This window comes from Pandoraea sp. PE-S2R-1 (genome assembly GCF_002179865.1).
GTDB lineage: Bacteria > Pseudomonadota > Gammaproteobacteria > Burkholderiales > Burkholderiaceae > Pandoraea.
In genome coordinates this window covers 12,875-30,976 of record NZ_NGUR01000017.1, presented here as the reverse complement: position 1 = coordinate 30,976, position 18,102 = coordinate 12,875, and the positions used below count along the sequence as shown (strand labels likewise).

Below are 18,102 nucleotides of genomic sequence, written 5' to 3'. Positions count from 1 at the left end.
ATGCAAGGTCGCGGGGGCGGCAAGGGTCAAACCGAGGGTTTTCCGCAGACGAACAAGCGAATGGAGGCGACGGGTACAATGCGCCCCACAGACACGTCTGCCGGGGCTTTGCTGGCGCACGGGTGTAAAGAATTTGCTGGCAATTCGCCGTTGAGTCCGCCGCCGGGTCTACGGCCGGGTTCGCATTTCGATTCATGAGGAGGGTTGGTTTGAGCCGCACCGCAGAGGCCCACGAGGCACCGGCAGAAGATTCCCTCAGCGCCGGGAGCGCGGGACAGCAAATCGAGGCACGGGTGTATGCCGCCATTTCGCAGGCCTTGCTCTCGGGCAAGCTGCGCCCGGGCATGCCGCTGCGCGAGCGCAACCTCGCGCAGGCGTTCGACTGCACGCGCGGGGCGGTGCGCAAGGTGCTCGCCCGGCTGGGCTTCGAAGGCAAGCTGGTGCTCGAACCCAATCGCGGCGCCTTTGTGCCGCAACCCTCGCTTGACGACATCCGCCAGACCTACCGCGCCCGGCGCGTGCTGGAAACCGGCGTGATCACGAGTGTTTGCGGTCAATTGAGCACGGCGCAACTCGCGCAGCTCGACGCGCACGTGGCTGAGGAGGCCGATTCGCATGCGCAGGGCACGCACGAGCGCTCGATCCGGCTCGCTGGCGAATTCCATCTAAAGTTGATCGACACGGCAAACAGCGCCGAGCTCGAAGCCTTTGCGCGTCAGCTGGTCGCGAAAACCGAGCTCTACAAGGCGTTGTTCGACCCGGCGGAGTTCATCCATTGCGCGCCCACCGAGCACGCGCAGTTGGTGGCCCGGCTGCGGGCAGGCGAAACGCAGGCGGCGGTGGCATTGGCGACAGCCCATCTGGACGAGCTGGAAGCGCGCGTACTCACGCGGGCGGCGGCCGCCGAGACGCCCGACTTCCACGCGATCTTTGCCGAGGCATTCGCCAACGCGGCGGTGCGCTGAGCGGCGACGCACGGGTCACGTCGCACACCCGGCGCAATCGGGGTATATTTCGCCTCAACCCGATCCCCCGATCCACCGATTCACGGATTCACGGACCACCCCGCTTGACGCAAGAAGCCCGAAGGAAGCCCATGTCCCATCTGGTAGTCCACGGCGGCCAGCCCCTGCGCGGCCGCATCACCCCCTCCGCCAACAAGAATGCCGTCCTGCCGGTGCTGTGCGCCACGCTGCTCACCGACAAGCCGGTGCGCCTCATCGGCGTGCCCGAGATCACCGACGTTCGCAAGATCCTCGACATCTTTCGCCAGCTCGGCAGCGATGTCAGCGTCGACTTCGACGCCGGTACGCTCGACGTGCATCACCTGAATACGAAGTTCGACCCGCGCACCGACCATCTGCCCGAAGAGATGCGCTCGTCGATCATGCTGGTGCCGCCGCTGCTCGCGCGTTTTGGCGTCGCGCGCATCGAAGACAACATCAAGGGCTGCACGCTGGGTGTGCGCGAAATCGATCCGCACATTGAAGTGCTGCGCCACTTCGGCGGACGCGTCGAGCGCACCGAAGGCTCGCTGCTCATCCACGCCGACAGCGCCCGCCCGGCGATTCACCACTGGCTCGACTACGCGTCGGTGACCACCACGGAAAACTTCGTGCTGTGCGCCGCCTCGGCCAACGGACGCTCGCAGTTGAACAACGCGGCGTCGGAGCCGCACGTGCAGGAGTTCTGCCGCTTCATGCAGATGCTGGGCGTGCCGATCGAAGGCGTGGGTACCTCGCAACTGGCCATCGAAGGCGTGTCGAGTTTCGGCGGCGGTGAATTCCGCTTCTCGGAAGACTTCCACGAAATCACCACGTTCCTCGCGCTCGGTGCGATTACCGGCGGCGAGATCACCGTCAAGAACACCGCCCCGGAGCAGTTCCCGCTGATCGACCGCACGTTCGCCAAATTCGGCGTGAAGGTGGAGCATCGCGACGGCTGGTCCACGGCGACGGCGCAGGGCCCGCTCAAGGTGCAGACGCCGTTCACGAAGAACATTCTGACGAAGGTGGAAGCCGCACCGTGGCCCTATTTCCCGGTCGACCTGTTGCCGATCTTCATTGCGCTGGGCGTGAAGGCCGAAGGCAGCGCCATGTTCTGGAATAAGGTCTACGACGGCGCCATGGGCTGGTCGACGGAATTGTCGAAGTTCGGCGCGCACGTGTTTCAGTCCGACCCGCATCGCCTGATCACGTTCGGCGGCATTCCGCTCTCGCCGGCGGTGGTCGAGAGTCCGTACATCATTCGGGTGGCGATTGCGCTGCTGATGGTGGCGTCGAGTATCGACGGCCAATCGACGATCAAGAATGCGTTGCCGATCAAACGCGCGCATCCGCGCTTTGTCGAGAACCTGTGCTCGGTCGGCGCCAACGTCGTGTGGACCGAACCGGAATAAGGTTTCGTCAGGGTATCGGCAGGCTTGCAAAACCGGTGTCCGGTCCCCCCCGGGGGGGCCGGGCTCGCACAGAGCAGCGCGCCAACGGCAAACGACCCCCCGATCGCCTGCACGCCGGTCATCGCTGCGGCGAACCCGACGGCTGACCTTACCTGAGTCGCTATTGCCGGACGGCACGACACCTTTGCCCGACAGCATGTGACGTTTGCCTGACGGAAAAATATTTGGCGTGCATGGCAAAACGCGCCACATCCTCCCGGTACTCCGGATCGAATGTGAAAGAATGACGGCCATCATGAGCGATCGCCCCCTGCCCTTGCCGCCGTCCGGCACAGTTCATTCCACGGCTGCTGCACGCCGTGCCGGCACTCCATGGTCCGCCTCCGCCCATGCCCGCCAGTTGTCCGGCGCGCGCGTGCTCGTGGTCGACGACAATCAGGAAGACCGCATGCTGCTGATGGATTTCCTCAGCCAGCAAGGCTGCCGGGTCTACATCGCGCAGGACGGCCGCGACGGCTACACCAAGGCGCGCACTGTGCAGCCCGATCTCATCCTGATGGATATCCGCATGCCGGTCTGCGACGGCCTCGGGGCTTGCCGCCTGCTCAAGGCCGACCCCGGCACGCGCCACATTCCCCTGATTTTCCTCACCGCCGCCGCCTTGCCGGGCGAGCGCGTCGCCGGGCTTACGGCGGGCGCGGTCGACTATGTGACCAAGCCCTACGACTTCGAAGAAGTGCGCCTGCGCCTGTCGATTCACCTCAAGGCCAATGCGCCCGCGCCGGCCGCCACGACCACTGCGGCCATGCCCGCCGCACCCGTGGCGGCGATCGCCCACGAAGCGCCGTTGCCGGTGCAGGCCCACACGCTCGATGCCGTGCTCTATCGCGCCACGCGCGCGCTGCTGCTGGGTCAGCTCGACGTCACGCCGGAACTGGCGGGACTGGCCAACGCCGTCGGCACCAACACCCGGCGGCTGAATCTGGCGTTTCGCCGTTGCGTGGGCGTGACCGTCTTCGACTTTCTGCGCGAAGAGCGCATGAAGGAAGCGCGCCGCCTGCTGACGGAGACCTCGCTCGACGTGCAGGACATCGCCAGTGCCGTCGGCTTTGCCAGCGCAGCCAACTTCGCGACCGCGTTTCGCGAGCGCTTCGGCATGCCGCCCAGCGGCTTTCGCGAGCGCGGCGCACACACCGTGCCCGATACGCTCGATACGCCCGATAGCAAAGACACGCAAGACACACGCACCGGTGATGCCGCCCCCGGGGACGCGCCGGGATCGTCGCAATGACCGCTGCGCCTGCGGGAAGTCCGGCGCAAGGATGGCGGCGGGCAGTGTGGGCCATCGTCATACTGCTCGGTTGGCTGATGCTCGCCCACGGTGCGCTCGCCACCACGCCGGTCTCAACATCGACATCGACATCGGAAGCGGCAACGGCATCGCCATCACCATCAGCCATCGATATCGCCGACGCGCCGTCGCCGCTCAAGCTCGACAAGGAACTGCGCCTGCTGGTGGACCCCTCGGCCAAGCTCGACGCGGCGCAAGCGCTCGCCGCCCCCGGCTGGCGCGACGTCACGCCCAAGATGCTCAACCCCGGCTACAGCGAGTCGGCGTTCTGGATTCGCGGGGTCATCGATAATCCCGGCAGCCAGCCGGTCACCCGCTGGCTCAGCATCGGCATCGTGCGGCTCGAAGACGTGCGCTTTTACGCGATGCCCACCGGCACCACGCAACCCACGATCACGTGGCTTGCTGGGCACACCGTGCCGCTCGCCCGGCATCCGATTCGCTCCGAGACATCCGTCTTCCCGATCTCGCTGGCCCCCGGCGAAAGCCTGACGTTCGCCGTTCGCGTGCAGACCCGCTCGTCGGTCAGCATCGTGCCGCAACTTTGGGTGCCGGACGACTTCCGGCGGATCGAATCGCGCAACGCCATGGTGGCGATGCTGCTGGCCGGCTCGATGCTGACCATTGCGCTGTACACGCTCGTACTCGGCATCGCGCGGCGCGACATCGTGTTCACCCTGCTCGCGCTCACCACGCTCACGCAGGTGGCGCAGGACATGGCGTTCCAAGGCTTCATCTACCGCTACATCCTGCCGCAGGGGGGCGAATTCATCGTCCGCGCGCCGAGTCTGTTCTCGACGCTCACGGCGGGCGTCTTCAGCGCCATGGTCGTCATCTTCTCGGGCCTCAACCGGGTGCGGCTCTGGCGGTGGGTCTACCGCGCCATGATCGCGATCATGGCGTGCATGACCGTCTGGGTGGCGTTCGGCGATCACCGCGCGGCGGCCTTCACGCATCTGCAATTGCTCAGCGTCTTCAACGTCGTCTGGGTGGTGTCGATGCTCGACGGCTGGCGGCGGGGCCTCAATAACGCGCGGCTGTGCCTGCTGTCGTTCTCGCCGGGCTGCGTGGTGTTGTTCTGGCGTCTGGCCATCATCAGAGGCCTGTTGCCGGAAGACTGGCTGGCCAACACGGCGATGGCGTGGAGCACCAACTTGTCGGTGCTGATCATGCTGTCGGTCATCGTGGCCGGCCGTTCGCGTGAGTTGGAACGCAAGCAGCGCGCTGCCCGGCAGGAAGTGCTGGAGACCCGTCGCGAAGAACAGGCGCGGCTCGCCAACGCCGTCGATTCGCGCACGCGTGAGCTACAAGCCGCACTGATCGCCGCCGACGAAGCCAGCAGCGCCAAGAGCGACTTCCTTGCGCGCATCAGCCACGATCTGCGCACGCCGCTCACGTCGATCATCGGCTTTGCCGATCTCGTTCAGGCCGGCGGGCGCGAAGACGCCGACCGGGGCCGCATCATCCGTCGCAGCGCGCATCACATGCTCGCGATGATCAACGACCTGATCGAATACGCCGGCGGTGGCGCGGCCGACGCGCTGCACGTCGCCCCTGTCTACACCCACGCCTTCATCGACGGCGTCGCGCAGGAGGGCATGAGCCTCGCGCGCAAACACGGCAATGCGTTCCTGCTCGACATTCGCGCCACGTTGCCGCCGTTGCTCACCCTCGATGCCAAACGGGTGCGGCAGGTGCTGGGCAACCTGCTCGACAATGCCGCGAAGTACACCGCCGACGGCACCATCACTCTCACGCTCTCCGCATCGCCCGACATCACGCGACGTGACTTGGTCCACGTGTGTTTCGGCGTCGAAGACTCCGGTTGCGGTATCGCGAAGGAAGACCTGTCGCGTGTGTTCGAACCGTTCGCGCGACTCGACCGTGCGCGGCGTCTTCCCGGTGTCGGGCTGGGTCTGGCCATCGTGCGGCAATGGGTCGAGCGCATGAAGGGCACGATCTCCATCGACAGCACCCCCAATGTGGGCACACGCGTGGCGTTCACGCTGCCGCTACAGATCGCGCACGAAGGCGATCTTGTGGCGCAGTCGCTCGCAGGCGCGATGCATGCACTCCCCTCGCTCGACGGCACCGGCCATCACATCTGGCTCGCAGAAGATTCCCCTGAAATCCGCCAGTTCCTGCATGACGAACTGGCCAGTCTGGGCTTCACCGTGAGCACGTTCGGCGACGGCGTCGCGCTGATTGCCGCGCTGGGCAATCCGCTTGAGACGGCCCCCGATCTGGTGCTGACGGATCACATGATGCCGAACGCCGACGGGCTGAGCGTCGCGCGCGCGGTGCGACGTTACTGGCCCGGCATGCCGGTGTTGGCCATTTCAGCGTCACCGCAGGTGGTGGCGTCGGACGGGGGCTATACCGCCTGCCTGCTCAAGCCGATCGAACTCGCCGACCTGCGCAACACGCTCGCACGTTTGCTCGACCTGCAACGCGATGACGTCCGGGCCCCGGCGCATGACGAGGCCAATGCCGTCATCGTGCGTCCGCCGCCTGAACACCTGCAACAAGCCCGTCAGCTGATCGCGCTCGGCGCCATCACCGATCTGATGGACTGGGCCTGCGGATTGAGCGAACAGGCACCGCAGTTCGACGGCTTCGCGCGTCAGGTGCATCAACTGGCCCAGCGCGGCGATCTGGCCAGTCTCGAAGCGTTGTGCGAAGCGTGATGCGCAACCGCGCCAGACGGTAGTCGGTAGACATCGCGACAAATGAAAAACGGCACGCCGGGTAGCGTGCCGTTTTCGTTTCTTGCCGATCGCGACGTGTCGCGAACCTTCAGTCCTTGAGCGGCTTGTGCGCGGTCTCGCGCGCAGCAAACAGCGCAATCGCCGTAATCGCGAGCGCCGCCGTCACGTAGAGCGACACCGACACCGTCGTCCCGAACTCCTTGTACAGACTCACGATGATCAGCGGCGCGAAGCCCCCGCCGAGAATGCCCGCGAGCGTGTAAGCCAGCGACGACCCGGCGTAGCGCACGCGTGTCGGGAATTGCTCGGTGACAAACGCCGCCTGCGGCCCGTACATGATCGCGTGAATCACCAGCCCGATCACCACCGACAACACGATCAGCGCGGGGCTCGCCGTATCGAGCAGCACGAAGAACCCATACGCCCAGATCACCGCACACAACACACCGAAGCCATACACCGGACGACGGCCGAGTTTGTCGGAAAGCGCGCCGAACAGCGGCACCGTCAGCGCGTTGAAGGCCGTACCGATCAGCACCGCAGTGAGCGCGAGCGGGCGCGACAGGTGCAGCGTGCCGGTCACGTACGTCAGCGTGAAGACGACCATCAGCGCATAGAGCACGTCCGAACCGATGCGCGAACCGCCGGCGACCAGCAGATTGCGCCAGTGCGAGCGGAACACGTCGGCAATCGGCATTTCCGCCTGACGATCCGAGTGCGCCATCGCTTCGAACATCGGCGTTTCTTCCACCCCGCGACGCACCCACAGGCCGAAGGCCACCAGCACCAGGCTCAGCAGGAACGGCACGCGCCAGCCCCACGAGAGGAAGTCTTCCGGCGAGATCGCCAGCGTGATGAGTGCAATCAACCCCGTCGCCAGCAACGTGCCGAACGACGGTCCGACCTGCGTCCATGACGCGTTCAGACCGCGCTTGCGCTGATCGCCATGTTCCACCGACAGCAGCACGGCACCGGCCCACTCGCCGCCGAGCGCCACGCCCTGCACGAAGCGCAGCGCCACCAGCAGCACCGGGCTCCAGATGCCGATCGACGCATACGTCGGCAGCAACCCCATCAGGCCCGTTGTCAGCCCCATCACCACGAGTGTGAGCACGAGTACGGCGCGGCGGCCGATCTTGTCGCCGAGGTTGCCGAAGACCATGCCGCCCAGCGGGCGCGACACATAACCGACCGCATACGTCGACAACGCGAGAATCGTGCCTGCGAGCGGATCGACCGACGGGAAGAACAGGTGGTTGAAGACCAGCGCGGCGAGCGTGTTGTAGACCGTGAAGTCATACCATTCGAGCGTGGTGCCGACCATGCTGGCCGTGGCGAGACGGCCTTTTTTCGACCGTTGCTTGCGCGCCTCGGCAGCGGCGGTGTCAGCGTCGTTGCCACGGGTGTCGCGAGCGTCCGTGTAAGTTGTCATGTGTGTCTCCGGGAGGGGGCGGATCGGGGCGTGAGATCGCGTGAGGTGGCGCGGGGAGAATCAGTCGTCACCGGCACCGAGGCGCCAGAGCATCGCGAAACGTGTGACGTCGGCAGCCGGCACGCCGTACGTGGCGGCGAGCGCCTCGGCAGCAGCACGCACGGCTTCAGCGTCGCTACCTTCGATGAGCACGACCGCATCGGCGGGCGGCAGCGGCGCGTCTTTGGCGGTGAGCGAGACCGACAGACGCGGCACCGTGACTTGCAGCGTGGCGCGCACGATGCCGTCGGCTTGTGCCAGCTCAGTCAGTTGCGACGCGAGACGGGCGTGCGACTTGGCGACGGTGGCCTCGTCGAGCACAAAGGCGGCAAGTTGACCGCCCTGCCCTTCACCGGCTTCCACGTCGAGTGTGCCGACGCGGCGCTGCGTGCCCTGCATGCGGGCGAAGTTGCGCAGCGACCATTCCGTCTGGTGGTTGAAGGCTTGCGCGTAGGGCTCGCTGGTGAACACACCGGCGTCCTGCGTGCAGTACAGCGCGAGATACGGGCGCGGCGTGTCGTGCAGCGCCTTGAAGCGGCGTGCAAACCGGAAACCCGGAATCGCCACGCGCTCCTGCATGTGCTCCCGGTCGTACCAGCGGTTGAAGTCCGCTTCGAAAGCCGGGTCGATATTCGTCCAGATGCAGAGTTGGGCGCGCGGGGCAGTGGCAGTCATGAGGCAATTTCCATCGGTTTCGACAATCGGGGGCCGGCCGGCGCATCGCATCGCTGCATGCGCATGGCTCGACCGTTGTTCCGAGTGTGCAAAACCGGGGAAAAGGCGTCCAACAAGAAATCAAATTTGCCGTAACAGCAAATTCTTATGACCCTCGGATGACCTGCCCATTAGTCAGCCATTAGTCACCCATTAGTCACGCATGGGCCGCCGATGGCCGCGCGCAGGCGCGCCGGACAAAGCCGGGCGGCCGCCGGGGTCATCAGGACTCCGCGTCGCCCCAGGCCGGGGCCGTCATGGCGGCGGCGGGCGGAATGGCGATATCCGGCCCCATGTTGAGCGCGAACTCGCTCGCGGTGCGTTGCGCAAGGCGGGCGACGTTCTCGGCGAGCAGTGCGCCGGTGCGAAATGAGCCGACCAGCGGCAGATTGGGGAAATTGGCGTTCACGCGCAGCAAATGCAGGCTGTGCTCGCCCAGTTCGCGCTGAATGATGGCGGGCGGCAGCATCGCAACGCCGAAGCCGTCGACCACCAGCCGGATGATCGCCGCCACCGAGGTCATGCAGTGCACCCGCACCGGCCGCTCGGCTGCGACGGAGAACATCCGCTCCAGCGTCTTGTGCGGCCCCGAATTGCGCGAGAAGCTCACCAGCGAATAGGCCGCGAGGTCGGCCACATCGAGCGTCTCGCCTTTCAGGTTGAGCTTGGGGCTGGCGACCCAGCGCATCGGAAACTCGGCCAGCGGCAGGTTATCGATGCCGGTGCCGTGCTGCATGTCGGTCTGCAACACCAGATCGAGCGAACCCGCTTCGAGTTGCTTGCACAGGTTGATGGTCGTCTCGCTGGTGACCTCGATCTCGAGTTGCGGATACTCCCGGTGAATCCGGGCCGCCAGATCGGGGAACCAGCTGTGCACGATCGACTCCACAACGCCGATCTTGAGCACGCCCGGCGGCATGTCGGGGTCGGAGAGCTCGCGCTTCATCTCCTGACCCAGCATGACGATGCGCTCGGCATACGCCAGCGCCTTCTGGCCGGCGGCCGTCAGCGTGACCTCGCGCGCGCTGCGATCGAACAAGCGCACGCCGAAACTCTGTTCTAGCGACGCGATCCGGCTCGAGACGCCCGCCTGCGTGGTGTGCAGCCGTTCGGCGGTCAGGCGGAAATTGCGCAACTTGGCGAGCCAGACGAAGGTTTCGAGAAAGCGAAGGTTCATGCAGCGTGGCGAAGACGGGTGTCCGGGAGCGAAATCATGGAGGGCGCCACAGGAAGGCGCCGCAATTTGCGACGTCGACCCGCGTATCTGCCCATTTTAGTGGAACACAAATCCACACGCCGCCTCGGTGCCGCGTAATCCCGCTCAGGGCGATCAAGCCGCTCAAGCCGCTCAAGCCGGGCAACCGTCGCTTGTTACGTCCCGCGTTCCGGCGATGTTTCGTTTCCGTAACGTTTTAGCAAGATTACGACGGGGGCGGTTGCCCTTCCCACCGCGTCACGCCTTACAAATCAAATAGTTAAGATTTTCGAGACGCATGGCATGAGATTTGCTGAATTCAGGTAACGGCCCGTCGAGGCCGGAGGGCCGATTCCCTGGAGACTGTCATGTCATCAGCCCATTTTCGCCGTCCGCATCCGACCGTGGAACTCGCGCGTTGCGTGTTCCGCCAGCACTACATTCGCATCATGCAGGCCGATCGGCCCGGCAATTACGCCGTGCTGGTGGATGTCTGGCCGATGGACGGCCGAACGTTCGCCAGTATCGATCAGGCCAAGCTCGCGGCGATGCTGTTCATCCGCGACATGGAAAACGACTGACTGACCGACCAAGTGACCGGGCGACCGGGTCCACCTGAGTCAACTTGAGTCCACGTAAGGAAGCCCGCGCCGGAACGTCCGGTGCGGCCAACGAGACGAGACCGACATGAAACACCACCACACACGCCAGGCCGCCGTCCACAGCCATGCCCTGTCCGCCGTGCCGAAAATGGCGGCGCGCCAGGAAGTCGTGCTCGACCCGGCAATCGATCCCTTTGCCCGTATCGCCGTCGAGGCCTACGCCGAAGCCTGCGCGCAGGAGCAGCCCTGGCTCGCGGAGGCGCTGCAACGCCAATATCAGTTGGCGGGCGGTACGCCATCGAGCGCCGCAGCCATGTGGCGCGTGTTTCACGCAGCGCAACGGCAGGCCCGCGAGGGCGATTCCTACGACGAAGCCGCATGGACCCACGTCGCGCTGCACCTGTGCGGCGTGCTTGGGGCAATGAACCTCTGAGTCAAGACGGGGCAGGCCTCGGCGAGACGGCTTGTTGCGCCTTCACAAACCGGGGCACGTAAAGGCCGGTTCCCACCGCCATTTCTGGCATACTTCGTGCAGTTTTATTTGACGAAGTCTGCCAGGTATCCAATGAGCAAGGCCCATGCGCCGACCCGCAATCCCGGTCGGCATCTGTTTGCCACGATTGTCGGCATCCTCATTCTGCTGTTCCCGGCTGCCGCGCTGGTCGTTCCGCGTGGCGGGAATACCGTGGTGTTCCTCATCGTCGCCTGTGGCGCAGCCGCGCTTTTCGCGATGCGCAAGTGCCCCAGGGGGCGCCCCGACATCCCGGCAGGCCCATACTTCAATGTCTTCGTCGCCTCGCTGTGTCTGCCGATCGTCGCGATCGTTTTCGTCGAATTGCTGCACCGCGACGTGGTCGCCAATACGCTCGATTCCCCGGCTCGCTTTCTGCTCGCCGTGCTGGTCTTTCTCGGGCTGCGCCATATTGCATCGATTATTCCCCGGTGGATCGATCTGACCTTCGGACTGGGCGCCATCTCGGCGGCCTTCATGGCGCTGTATTCGACGGCTGAAACGCTCGCCCCTCGTGCGGAAAGCACGTTTCTCAACCCCATTCACTTTGGCGATATCGCGCTGCTGCTCGGCGTGCTCTCGGTCGTGTCGATTCATTGGCTTGCCCGTGACCGGTTCTGGCTCGTCATCTTCAAGCTGATCGGGGGGGCCGCCGGATGCTACGCATCGTGGGCGAGTCAGTCACGCGGGGGCTGGGTAGCATTACCCGTTTTGCTTGTCATTTGGCTGCTTTGCCGACCGCATTCGGCCAACCTGAAGCGCCGGGCCGTCATTGCAGGGGTGGCCGTCGTGCTAGTGGCCAGCAGCTTCCTCTCGAGCACCGTCAGAGACCGATTCAACAACATTCACTCGGATCTTGCGAGTCTGAGCGCCGGCCAGGCCGATACGTCCATCGGCATCCGGCTCGAATTGTGGAAGACGGCCGTGAAGCTCATCCGCGAGAATCCGTGGACGGGGCTCGGGGCACACGGATACCGGAACGCGATGCCCGCAATGGCAGCGGCAGGCGATCTCACCCCGATGGCGGCCGATTACGGCAAGGGCGAGGTTCACAACCAGATCCTCGCGTACTTCGCCGATTACGGGCTGCTCGGGCTGCTGGCGATCCTCGGCGTGTATCTTGGCCCGGCCTACTTCTTCATTCGCGTCGGCGCCTTGCAACCGCGCAGACGCGAGCAACGGGCTGCGCTCATGGGGTTGATGACTGCCGTGTCGTTTGCCGTGTTCGGCCTGACGGTCGAGACCTTCAACCTGAAGGTCACTGTGGCTTTCTACGCCACGATGCTGGCGCTTTTGGCCGCGCTTGCCTATCCTGACAGCCCACGCGACACCGCTGTTGCGGCCGAACGTTCCTAACCCGAGGCCGTAGTCCCTCCATGCTAAGCATTCTGATCCCGACCTGGAATAACCTGCCGTTCCTCAAGCTGTGTATCGACAGCGTGCGACGGCACTCGGGCGATGCCCACGAGATTCTGGTCCACGTCAACGACGGCAGCGACGGCACACTTGCCTGGGTGCGTGAGCAAGGCTTGCGCCACACGCACAGCACCGGCAACGTCGGCGTTTGTCTCGCGCTCAACCAGCTCGCCCCGCTGGCGTCGCACGATCAGTTGTTGTTCCTGAACGACGACATGTTCGTGACGCCCGGCTGGGACACCGCGCTCATCGAGGCCGCCCGTGCGCTCGACACGCCGGTCTACTACCTGTCGTCGGTGATGATCGAGCCCAACGCGGGCGTGAGCAAACAAGTCGTCTCGCAGGACTTCGGCACCACGACCGAAACCTTCGACGAAGCCGCGCTGCTAGCGTTCGCGAAGTCACTCGGGCGCGACGATGTCAATGGTGTGCCCACGCAACCCACGCTGGTGAGCCGCAGTCTCTGGCATCTGGTCGGGGGCTACAGCATCGAGTTCGGACCGGGTATGAGCAGCGACGACGACTTCCTGATGAAGCTCTGGCTGGTCGGCTGCCGCACCTTCCGGATCGTCGGCAAGAGCGTGGTCTATCACTTCGGCTGCCGCTCGACGGGCCGTGTGATCAAGAATCGCGGCAGCCGCGAGTTTCTGATGAAGTGGGGAATGACGCAGGCGGAGTTCAAGCGTGATTATCTCGATCACGCCGGTACACCGGCAGGCGATGCGCTGCCCAATGTACCGCTGCCCAGCGGCAAGAGCCGCATCAAGCGCGCGTTGCACGGTGGCAAGCCCTATCCGCTGGAAGATCTGGCGCGTTGGGACAAGAACGTCCCGAGCCATCTGAAGTTCGACAAGTCCTGAGCCTCACGCCATTCATGGCGGCCTGACGGTCCGGTATTTCCGTCAGCAGGCAAGACACACTCACCCACGCGGCCGGCTGATATGCCGGCCGTGGTCATTTCGGGCAGCGCGGGCCGTTCAGCGTATCAGGACGGCGCTGCCGCGCTCACTCATTGCCGTGGATGCCGGATGCGGGCCCAGGCGTGTTCCAGGCGCTGCACGGCGCTGTTGTCGGGGTGCCGCGTCCACCACACGCCCAACTCCCACACCATGCCCGCGAGCAGCGCAATGACGGCCAGCGCGCCGATCGTGTACCAGATCTCTCCGAACGAGGTTCCCATGTTCGTCTCCCAGAAATGCTTCACGCACCGTCAGCGACGGTGCGTGATTGCATTCTAGGCGACACATGCCGGCTTGCCCGCCGGGTCTGCCCTAGGACCAGATCCGCCCTAAGCCCGTTTGGCGTCGTCGTTGGGTCAGAGTTGTCCCATCGCAAGCTGCACGGCAAGGCTGCTGACCGACACCGCCGCCCACACCCCGAGACCCAGCAGAATCGGCCGGATGCCGGTCGACGCCATGCGGCGCAGGTTCGACGACAGGCCGATGGCCGTCAGTGCCACGATGATCAGGAATTCAGCCGCGTCGTGAATCCAGGGTTGCAAGACCGGCGGCACCAGACCGGCGGTACGGATGCCCGAGGCCACCAGAAAGCCCAGGATGAACCACGGGAAGATGCGGGCAAGGCTGAAGTTACCGGCACCCGAGCGCTTGGCGCGATAGGCGACGATGGCGGCCAGCGTCAGACAGATCGGGATGATCAGCGTGGCGCGGGTCAGCTTGACGATCGTGGCGTAGTCACCGGCTTCCTTGCTGTAGCTGTACCCGGCGGCGACCACCGACGACGTGTCGTTGATGGCGGTACCGGCCCACATGCCAAAGCCCAGATCCGAGAGGTGGAGCATGTGCCCGAGCATCGGGAACAGCACCACGGCGGCGATGTTGAACAGAAAGATGGTCGAAATGGCGAAGGCGGTTTCGTGGTCGTCCGGCTTGACGATCGGGGTGACAGCCGCGATGGCCGACCCGCCGCAAATCGCCGTGCCGATACCGATCAGCAGCTTGAGTTTGCCGCCGACGCCCAGCATGCGGCCGAGCCCCCATGCCGACAGACCGGCGGCGGTAATCGTCACGGCCGTGACAGCCAGTGAGTCAAGACCGGTGTGCGCCACCTGCGACAAGCTCAGACCGAAGCCCAACGCGATGATCGACCACTGCAACACGTACTTCGAAGCGAACTTGATGCCGGCTTCGTAGCGTGCGCCGGGGGCGAAGATATTGCGCACCAGAATGCCCAGCAGAATGCCGAACACCGGGCCACCGACGAGCGGCATCTGGCGGCCGAGCAGCAGGGCGACAAAGGCAATGACTGTCGAGAGAACGAGGCCGGCCCACGGGTTGTGTTGATCCGGCACCAGCGTATCCGGGCGGGATGCCGAAGCGGGACGGGCGTCGTGGGTTCTCGTTGTCATGGCTGCACTCCTCTTGAATGCTTGCCAGTCTAAGAAAACCGCTTCAATAATAAAAATCGTTATATCGGATACGATATATAAATATTCCCGATATTTATGGAAATCCCGGCTAACTCGCTGAATTCGTTAGGTTTTCCGCAGCGGGTTGCGGCAAATGCCACCAGCAGGTGACTCGCAGGGGTCTGCGCTACACTCTCCGAAGCCTGCTTTGCGTGACATCCAGAACCCAAAAAACCCGGAGACCCGCCTCATGTCGCAAGCTACCGATACCCGGACGCACCACGCCGACTGGTATTTCGATTTCTCATCGCCCTTCGCCTATCTCCAGTTCGAGCGCTTCGACACGCTGCCCCGCTCGCTCACCATCGAACTCAAACCCATCGTGCTCGGGGCGATCCTCGTCCATGTGCAGACGCAGGGACCAGCCGAGATTCCGGCCAAGCGCATCTTCACGTATCGCATGGCGCAATTTCGCGCGGAGCAGGATGGGATTGCGTTTCGTATGCCGCCCGTTCACCCTTTCCACCCGATTCGCGTCTTGCGGTTGGCCGTCGCGCTCGGGGCCACGCACGAGGTGGTTCGCACGATTTTTCGCTTTATCTGGGCGGAAGGGCGCGATGTCACCGATAAGGCGGGTTGGCGCGATCTGAGTGAACGGCTGGGGCTGTCACCGGAAGACGCGGCGGCGCGCACCGACGCCGCCGAGGTCAAGGCCGGGTTGCGCGCGAACACCGAGGCGGCGATTGCAGCCGGGGTCTTCGGCGTGCCGACGTTTGCCTGCGACGGCGAGTTGTACTGGGGAGACGACGCCACGGTCCTGCTCAAACACTGTCTGGCGCATCCGGAGTGGCTGCATTCGCCGGAAGTCGAGCGGTTGCAGCAAATCACGGTCGGCGTCAGGCGCGAGCGCTGATCGAAGCGCTATCGCTTGCCGCTCAGTGCCCGCTGCGAGGTAGCGCGAAGGTGAGTACGCCGCCTTACTTGCCGGTGCCCAGCACCAGCGGCAGCGGTACCGCATCGGCCATCGCCGCGTAGCCGGCATCGCTCGGATGGGTGCCGTCGCCGCTGTCGAGCCGCGGCAGCATTCGCGTCGGTTGCCCCGGATCGCGCAACGCCGCGTCGAAATCGATCACGCCATCGAACGCCCCGCCCGTGCGCACCCACGTATTGACCGCTTCACGCACGGCTTCCCGCTCGGGGGGCAGCTTGCCGGGCGGAATCGTGGTGCCCAGAATCCGCACCCCTCGGGCACGCGCCGCGGCAATCAGCGTCTGATAGCCCGCGATCATCTCGGGGGCGCTCACGATCACGTGCGGCACGTCGCAGTCGAGACCGGCGTGCGGCGGCACGTAGCCGAAGTTAATGTCGTTGATCCCAATCTGCACGACCACCGTGCGCACACCCGGCTGCTCCAGCGCGTCGCGCCTGAAGCGAGCCACCAGCCGCTCGCCGTAGCACGCCGAATCGTGCAGCAGGCGGTTACCGCTGATGCCGAGATTCAGCACTGAGATATCGCGCCGGCCGGCGGCTTCGAGGCGGCGCGCCAGCACATCCGGCCAGCGATGGTTGGCATTGATCGAGCTGCGCATGCCGTCGGTGATCGAGTCGCCGATGGTGACGATGGCGTGTGCAGGTGTTGCTGGCACGACGCTCACGCCGGCCAGCCACAGGGTGTTGGTGAACTTGGTACGAAACGCCGTCGGCGCTTCGCTATCGACGAAATCGCCGGCCCCGCTCAGAAACGCCGTCTGTTGGGCAATCTTGTGCCACGTGGTCGGCGTTTGCGCCTCACGGGTGAACAGGCTGATGGCCAGCGGCGCCCCCGCCCGAACCGTGATGGCGACCGGGTCGCTCTCAAGCGATGCGCCCGGCGCAATCTTCGCGACCGGCTGACCGCCGAAGGTCAGCGCGCGCAAAGTCGACACATCGATCGCCGCCCCACGCACGGATGCCGCCACGCTTGCCCGCTCGATCACGAGCGGCTGCGTGCCATAGGCATTGGTGAAGCGCACCCGCACTTCACCACCGGACAGGCTCGGATAAATGACTTGCCGCACTGTGCGGCCGCCAACGGCCGGCGCGCGGTTGAACGACGGCGCGGCAGGATGCTGCGCCACCGCCTGAGGTGCCGTGGCCCATGTGCCGACACGCGTGTTCTGCGCAATCGCGGGCGACGCGCATAGCGTCAGGGCGGCCGTTGCCGCGAGAACGTTGAGCGTGGAGACCATGGGGCGTGCGCGCAGTGAGGGCACGCACAAGACAGCGCGAACGCGGTGCAGACCGTCTTTGAGAGAAAACCGGGGCATCGGCGGTATCGGGAACATCAAGACATCAGGGGACATCGGGGGCATCGATGACAGCGGCGCAGCCATGATCAAACTCAGCCACGGCCCGTCGACGACAGCCGCCATTGTGCCTGATTGTGGCCGTTGGCAACGCCTTAGCAAGGACTTACATTGCCTTACCGCCGCGCCGCCGAAGCCACTTCATCCGGTCGACGCGGCTGCCGTGACGAGCCGCCAAGCCTTGGCCGGCGGCCCCGGCGCGTGCGCCGCGCCCCGAGGAAGCGACTTGTCGACGTGATTTGTCGACGTGAATCAGCGCGTCGAAATAACGATGGCAACGCGCCGGTTCTGTGCCCGTCCGCTGGCCGTGCTGTTGTCCGCGACCGGATTGCGCTTGCCCGCACCGACGGCCTGAATCCCCCCGCGTTGCATCCCGGCATCGACCAAGACAGCGGCGACGGCATCGGCTCGGCGGCCCGAGAGTTGTTCGTTGTAGGTATCGCTGCCCACCGAGTCGGTGTAACCGTACACGCGCACCTCCGCGAGACCGACCTTCACGAGCGTCTGACCGATACGCATGACCGTCTGGCGCGCGGCGTCGCGCAGCACAAATTTATCGGTATCGAACAGCACGGTGTCGGACAAGCCGAACTCCCAGCCTTCATCCGTTTGCACAAAGCCCTCGGACTTGAGTGCGGCGATCTGCTCCGCCGTGAGCCCGTGCACCGGCGTGGTCTGGCAGCCGGCAAGCGCACCGACGCCGATCAGACAGGTCAGAAGGATCAGGCGGCGGCTGAACGTGCTCAAACGGTTGAGGTGTCGCGTGAAGTGGCGCGAAATGAAACGCGCGGCGCCTTCGAAACCGGCATGAACCGGTGAAGTGCCCGGGCGCGATTGTGTGGTGTCAACTGCGAAGTTCAAGGTGATTCCCCATTGCGGTGTGTAATCCGGTCGTCGTTATCTTTATGGTGCTGCTTATTTTTCTGGTTGCTGCGGGTACTGCGGGTACTGCGTGTATTGCGGGTACTGCGGGTACTGCGGGTACTGCGGGTACTGCGGATATTGCTTTGTTCTGATCATCTT

The 18,102-nt window shown here is 64.8% G+C and carries 16 protein-coding genes; 9 read left to right on the top strand and 7 right to left on the bottom strand.

What is annotated here, in order from left to right; all coding sequences use genetic code 11:
- The first annotated feature begins 209 nt into the window (after nucleotides 1–209).
- From CDV44_RS24070 to CDV44_RS24055, 4 genes are all read left to right on the top strand, one after another.
- A complete protein-coding gene (locus tag CDV44_RS24070) occupies nucleotides 210–965 on the top strand; it encodes a GntR family transcriptional regulator (protein ID WP_249277700.1) in 756 nt (251 codons plus the stop codon).
- A gap of 131 nt (nucleotides 966–1,096) precedes the next feature.
- Nucleotides 1,097–2,398 carry a UDP-N-acetylglucosamine 1-carboxyvinyltransferase gene (locus tag CDV44_RS24065; RefSeq protein ID WP_087691224.1) on the top strand — a complete coding sequence of 434 codons (1,302 nt, stop codon included), beginning with the start codon at nucleotides 1,097–1,099 and terminating at the stop codon, nucleotides 2,396–2,398.
- Nucleotides 2,399–2,846: 448 nt separating this feature from the next.
- Nucleotides 2,847–3,689, top strand: coding sequence for a helix-turn-helix domain-containing protein (locus tag CDV44_RS24060; RefSeq protein WP_249277725.1), 843 nt, complete (start codon nucleotides 2,847–2,849; stop codon nucleotides 3,687–3,689).
- A complete protein-coding gene (locus CDV44_RS24055; protein WP_249277699.1) occupies nucleotides 3,686–6,436 on the top strand; it encodes an ATP-binding protein in 2,751 nt (916 codons plus the stop codon). The genes CDV44_RS24060 and CDV44_RS24055 overlap by 4 nt, the downstream gene beginning before the upstream one ends.
- A gap of 109 nt (nucleotides 6,437–6,545) precedes the next feature.
- Here the strand turns inward: CDV44_RS24055 and CDV44_RS24050 are convergent, their stop codons facing one another.
- The 3 genes from CDV44_RS24050 to CDV44_RS24040 all read right to left on the bottom strand — a co-directional run bounded on the left by CDV44_RS24050 (nucleotide 6,546) and on the right by CDV44_RS24040 (nucleotide 9,819).
- Nucleotides 6,546–7,889, bottom strand: a complete 1,344-nt coding sequence (locus CDV44_RS24050) for an MFS transporter (RefSeq protein WP_087691222.1) — start codon at nucleotides 7,887–7,889, stop codon at nucleotides 6,546–6,548.
- A gap of 60 nt (nucleotides 7,890–7,949) precedes the next feature.
- Complete coding sequence (locus tag CDV44_RS24045) at nucleotides 7,950–8,603, bottom strand: DUF4286 family protein (protein ID WP_087691221.1); 654 nt, start codon at nucleotides 8,601–8,603, stop codon at nucleotides 7,950–7,952.
- A gap of 262 nt (nucleotides 8,604–8,865) precedes the next feature.
- Complete coding sequence (locus tag CDV44_RS24040) at nucleotides 8,866–9,819, bottom strand: LysR family transcriptional regulator (RefSeq protein ID WP_087691220.1); 954 nt, start codon at nucleotides 9,817–9,819, stop codon at nucleotides 8,866–8,868.
- A 386-nt stretch (nucleotides 9,820–10,205) separates the two neighbouring features.
- Between CDV44_RS24040 and CDV44_RS24035 the strand changes: the two genes are divergently transcribed.
- The 4 genes from CDV44_RS24035 to CDV44_RS24020 all read left to right on the top strand — a co-directional run bounded on the left by CDV44_RS24035 (nucleotide 10,206) and on the right by CDV44_RS24020 (nucleotide 13,226).
- Complete coding sequence (locus CDV44_RS24035) at nucleotides 10,206–10,418, top strand: hypothetical protein (protein WP_087691219.1); 213 nt, start codon at nucleotides 10,206–10,208, stop codon at nucleotides 10,416–10,418.
- Between the two features lie 106 nt (nucleotides 10,419–10,524).
- On the top strand, nucleotides 10,525–10,872 hold the full coding sequence (locus CDV44_RS24030; protein ID WP_087691218.1) for a hypothetical protein: 348 nt from the start codon (nucleotides 10,525–10,527) through the stop codon (nucleotides 10,870–10,872).
- Between the two features lie 132 nt (nucleotides 10,873–11,004).
- Entirely contained in the window at nucleotides 11,005–12,306 is a 1,302-nt protein-coding gene (locus CDV44_RS24025; RefSeq protein WP_087691217.1) for an O-antigen ligase, read from the top strand.
- Between the two features lie 20 nt (nucleotides 12,307–12,326).
- Complete coding sequence (locus CDV44_RS24020; protein WP_087691216.1) at nucleotides 12,327–13,226, top strand: glycosyltransferase family 2 protein; 900 nt, start codon at nucleotides 12,327–12,329, stop codon at nucleotides 13,224–13,226.
- Nucleotides 13,227–13,375: 149 nt separating this feature from the next.
- Here CDV44_RS24020 and CDV44_RS28110 read toward each other — a convergent pair whose 3' ends face one another.
- Nucleotides 13,376–13,546 carry a hypothetical protein gene (locus tag CDV44_RS28110; RefSeq protein ID WP_170936092.1) on the bottom strand — a complete coding sequence of 57 codons (171 nt, stop codon included), beginning with the start codon at nucleotides 13,544–13,546 and terminating at the stop codon, nucleotides 13,376–13,378.
- 135 nt (nucleotides 13,547–13,681) lie between these two features.
- Nucleotides 13,682–14,734 (bottom strand): YeiH family protein, encoded by a 1,053-nt coding sequence (locus CDV44_RS24015; protein ID WP_058375992.1) that lies wholly within the window; start codon nucleotides 14,732–14,734, stop codon nucleotides 13,682–13,684.
- A 250-nt stretch (nucleotides 14,735–14,984) separates the two neighbouring features.
- Between CDV44_RS24015 and CDV44_RS24010 the strand changes: the two genes are divergently transcribed.
- The gene (locus tag CDV44_RS24010; RefSeq protein WP_087691215.1) at nucleotides 14,985–15,647 is read left to right on the top strand and encodes a 2-hydroxychromene-2-carboxylate isomerase; all 663 of its coding nucleotides are present in this window, start codon (nucleotides 14,985–14,987) and stop codon (nucleotides 15,645–15,647) included.
- Nucleotides 15,648–15,711: 64 nt separating this feature from the next.
- Here CDV44_RS24010 and CDV44_RS24005 read toward each other — a convergent pair whose 3' ends face one another.
- Both CDV44_RS24005 and CDV44_RS24000 read right to left on the bottom strand, forming a co-directional pair.
- Entirely contained in the window at nucleotides 15,712–16,977 is a 1,266-nt protein-coding gene (locus CDV44_RS24005; protein ID WP_371328816.1) for an SGNH/GDSL hydrolase family protein, read from the bottom strand.
- A gap of 354 nt (nucleotides 16,978–17,331) precedes the next feature.
- Nucleotides 17,332–17,940, bottom strand: a complete 609-nt coding sequence (locus CDV44_RS24000) for an OmpA family protein (RefSeq protein ID WP_369597105.1) — start codon at nucleotides 17,938–17,940, stop codon at nucleotides 17,332–17,334.
- Between the last annotated feature and the right edge of the window lie 162 nt (nucleotides 17,941–18,102).

Coding starts and splice junctions, on each gene's coding strand:
- CDV44_RS24065 (WP_087691224.1), top strand. CDS start 1,097: ATGTCCCATCTGGTAGTCCACGGCGGCCAGCCCCTGCGCGGCCGCATC.
- CDV44_RS24060 (WP_249277725.1), top strand. CDS start 2,847: ATGCTGCTGATGGATTTCCTCAGCCAGCAAGGCTGCCGGGTCTACATC.
- CDV44_RS24055 (WP_249277699.1), top strand. CDS start 3,686: ATGACCGCTGCGCCTGCGGGAAGTCCGGCGCAAGGATGGCGGCGGGCA.
- CDV44_RS24050 (WP_087691222.1), bottom strand. CDS start 7,889: ATGACAACTTACACGGACGCTCGCGACACCCGTGGCAACGACGCTGAC.
- CDV44_RS24045 (WP_087691221.1), bottom strand. CDS start 8,603: ATGACTGCCACTGCCCCGCGCGCCCAACTCTGCATCTGGACGAATATC.
- CDV44_RS24040 (WP_087691220.1), bottom strand. CDS start 9,819: ATGAACCTTCGCTTTCTCGAAACCTTCGTCTGGCTCGCCAAGTTGCGC.
- CDV44_RS24035 (WP_087691219.1), top strand. CDS start 10,206: ATGTCATCAGCCCATTTTCGCCGTCCGCATCCGACCGTGGAACTCGCG.
- CDV44_RS24030 (WP_087691218.1), top strand. CDS start 10,525: ATGAAACACCACCACACACGCCAGGCCGCCGTCCACAGCCATGCCCTG.
- CDV44_RS24025 (WP_087691217.1), top strand. CDS start 11,005: ATGAGCAAGGCCCATGCGCCGACCCGCAATCCCGGTCGGCATCTGTTT.
- CDV44_RS24020 (WP_087691216.1), top strand. CDS start 12,327: ATGCTAAGCATTCTGATCCCGACCTGGAATAACCTGCCGTTCCTCAAG.
- CDV44_RS28110 (WP_170936092.1), bottom strand. CDS start 13,546: ATGGGAACCTCGTTCGGAGAGATCTGGTACACGATCGGCGCGCTGGCC.
- CDV44_RS24015 (WP_058375992.1), bottom strand. CDS start 14,734: ATGACAACGAGAACCCACGACGCCCGTCCCGCTTCGGCATCCCGCCCG.
- CDV44_RS24010 (WP_087691215.1), top strand. CDS start 14,985: ATGTCGCAAGCTACCGATACCCGGACGCACCACGCCGACTGGTATTTC.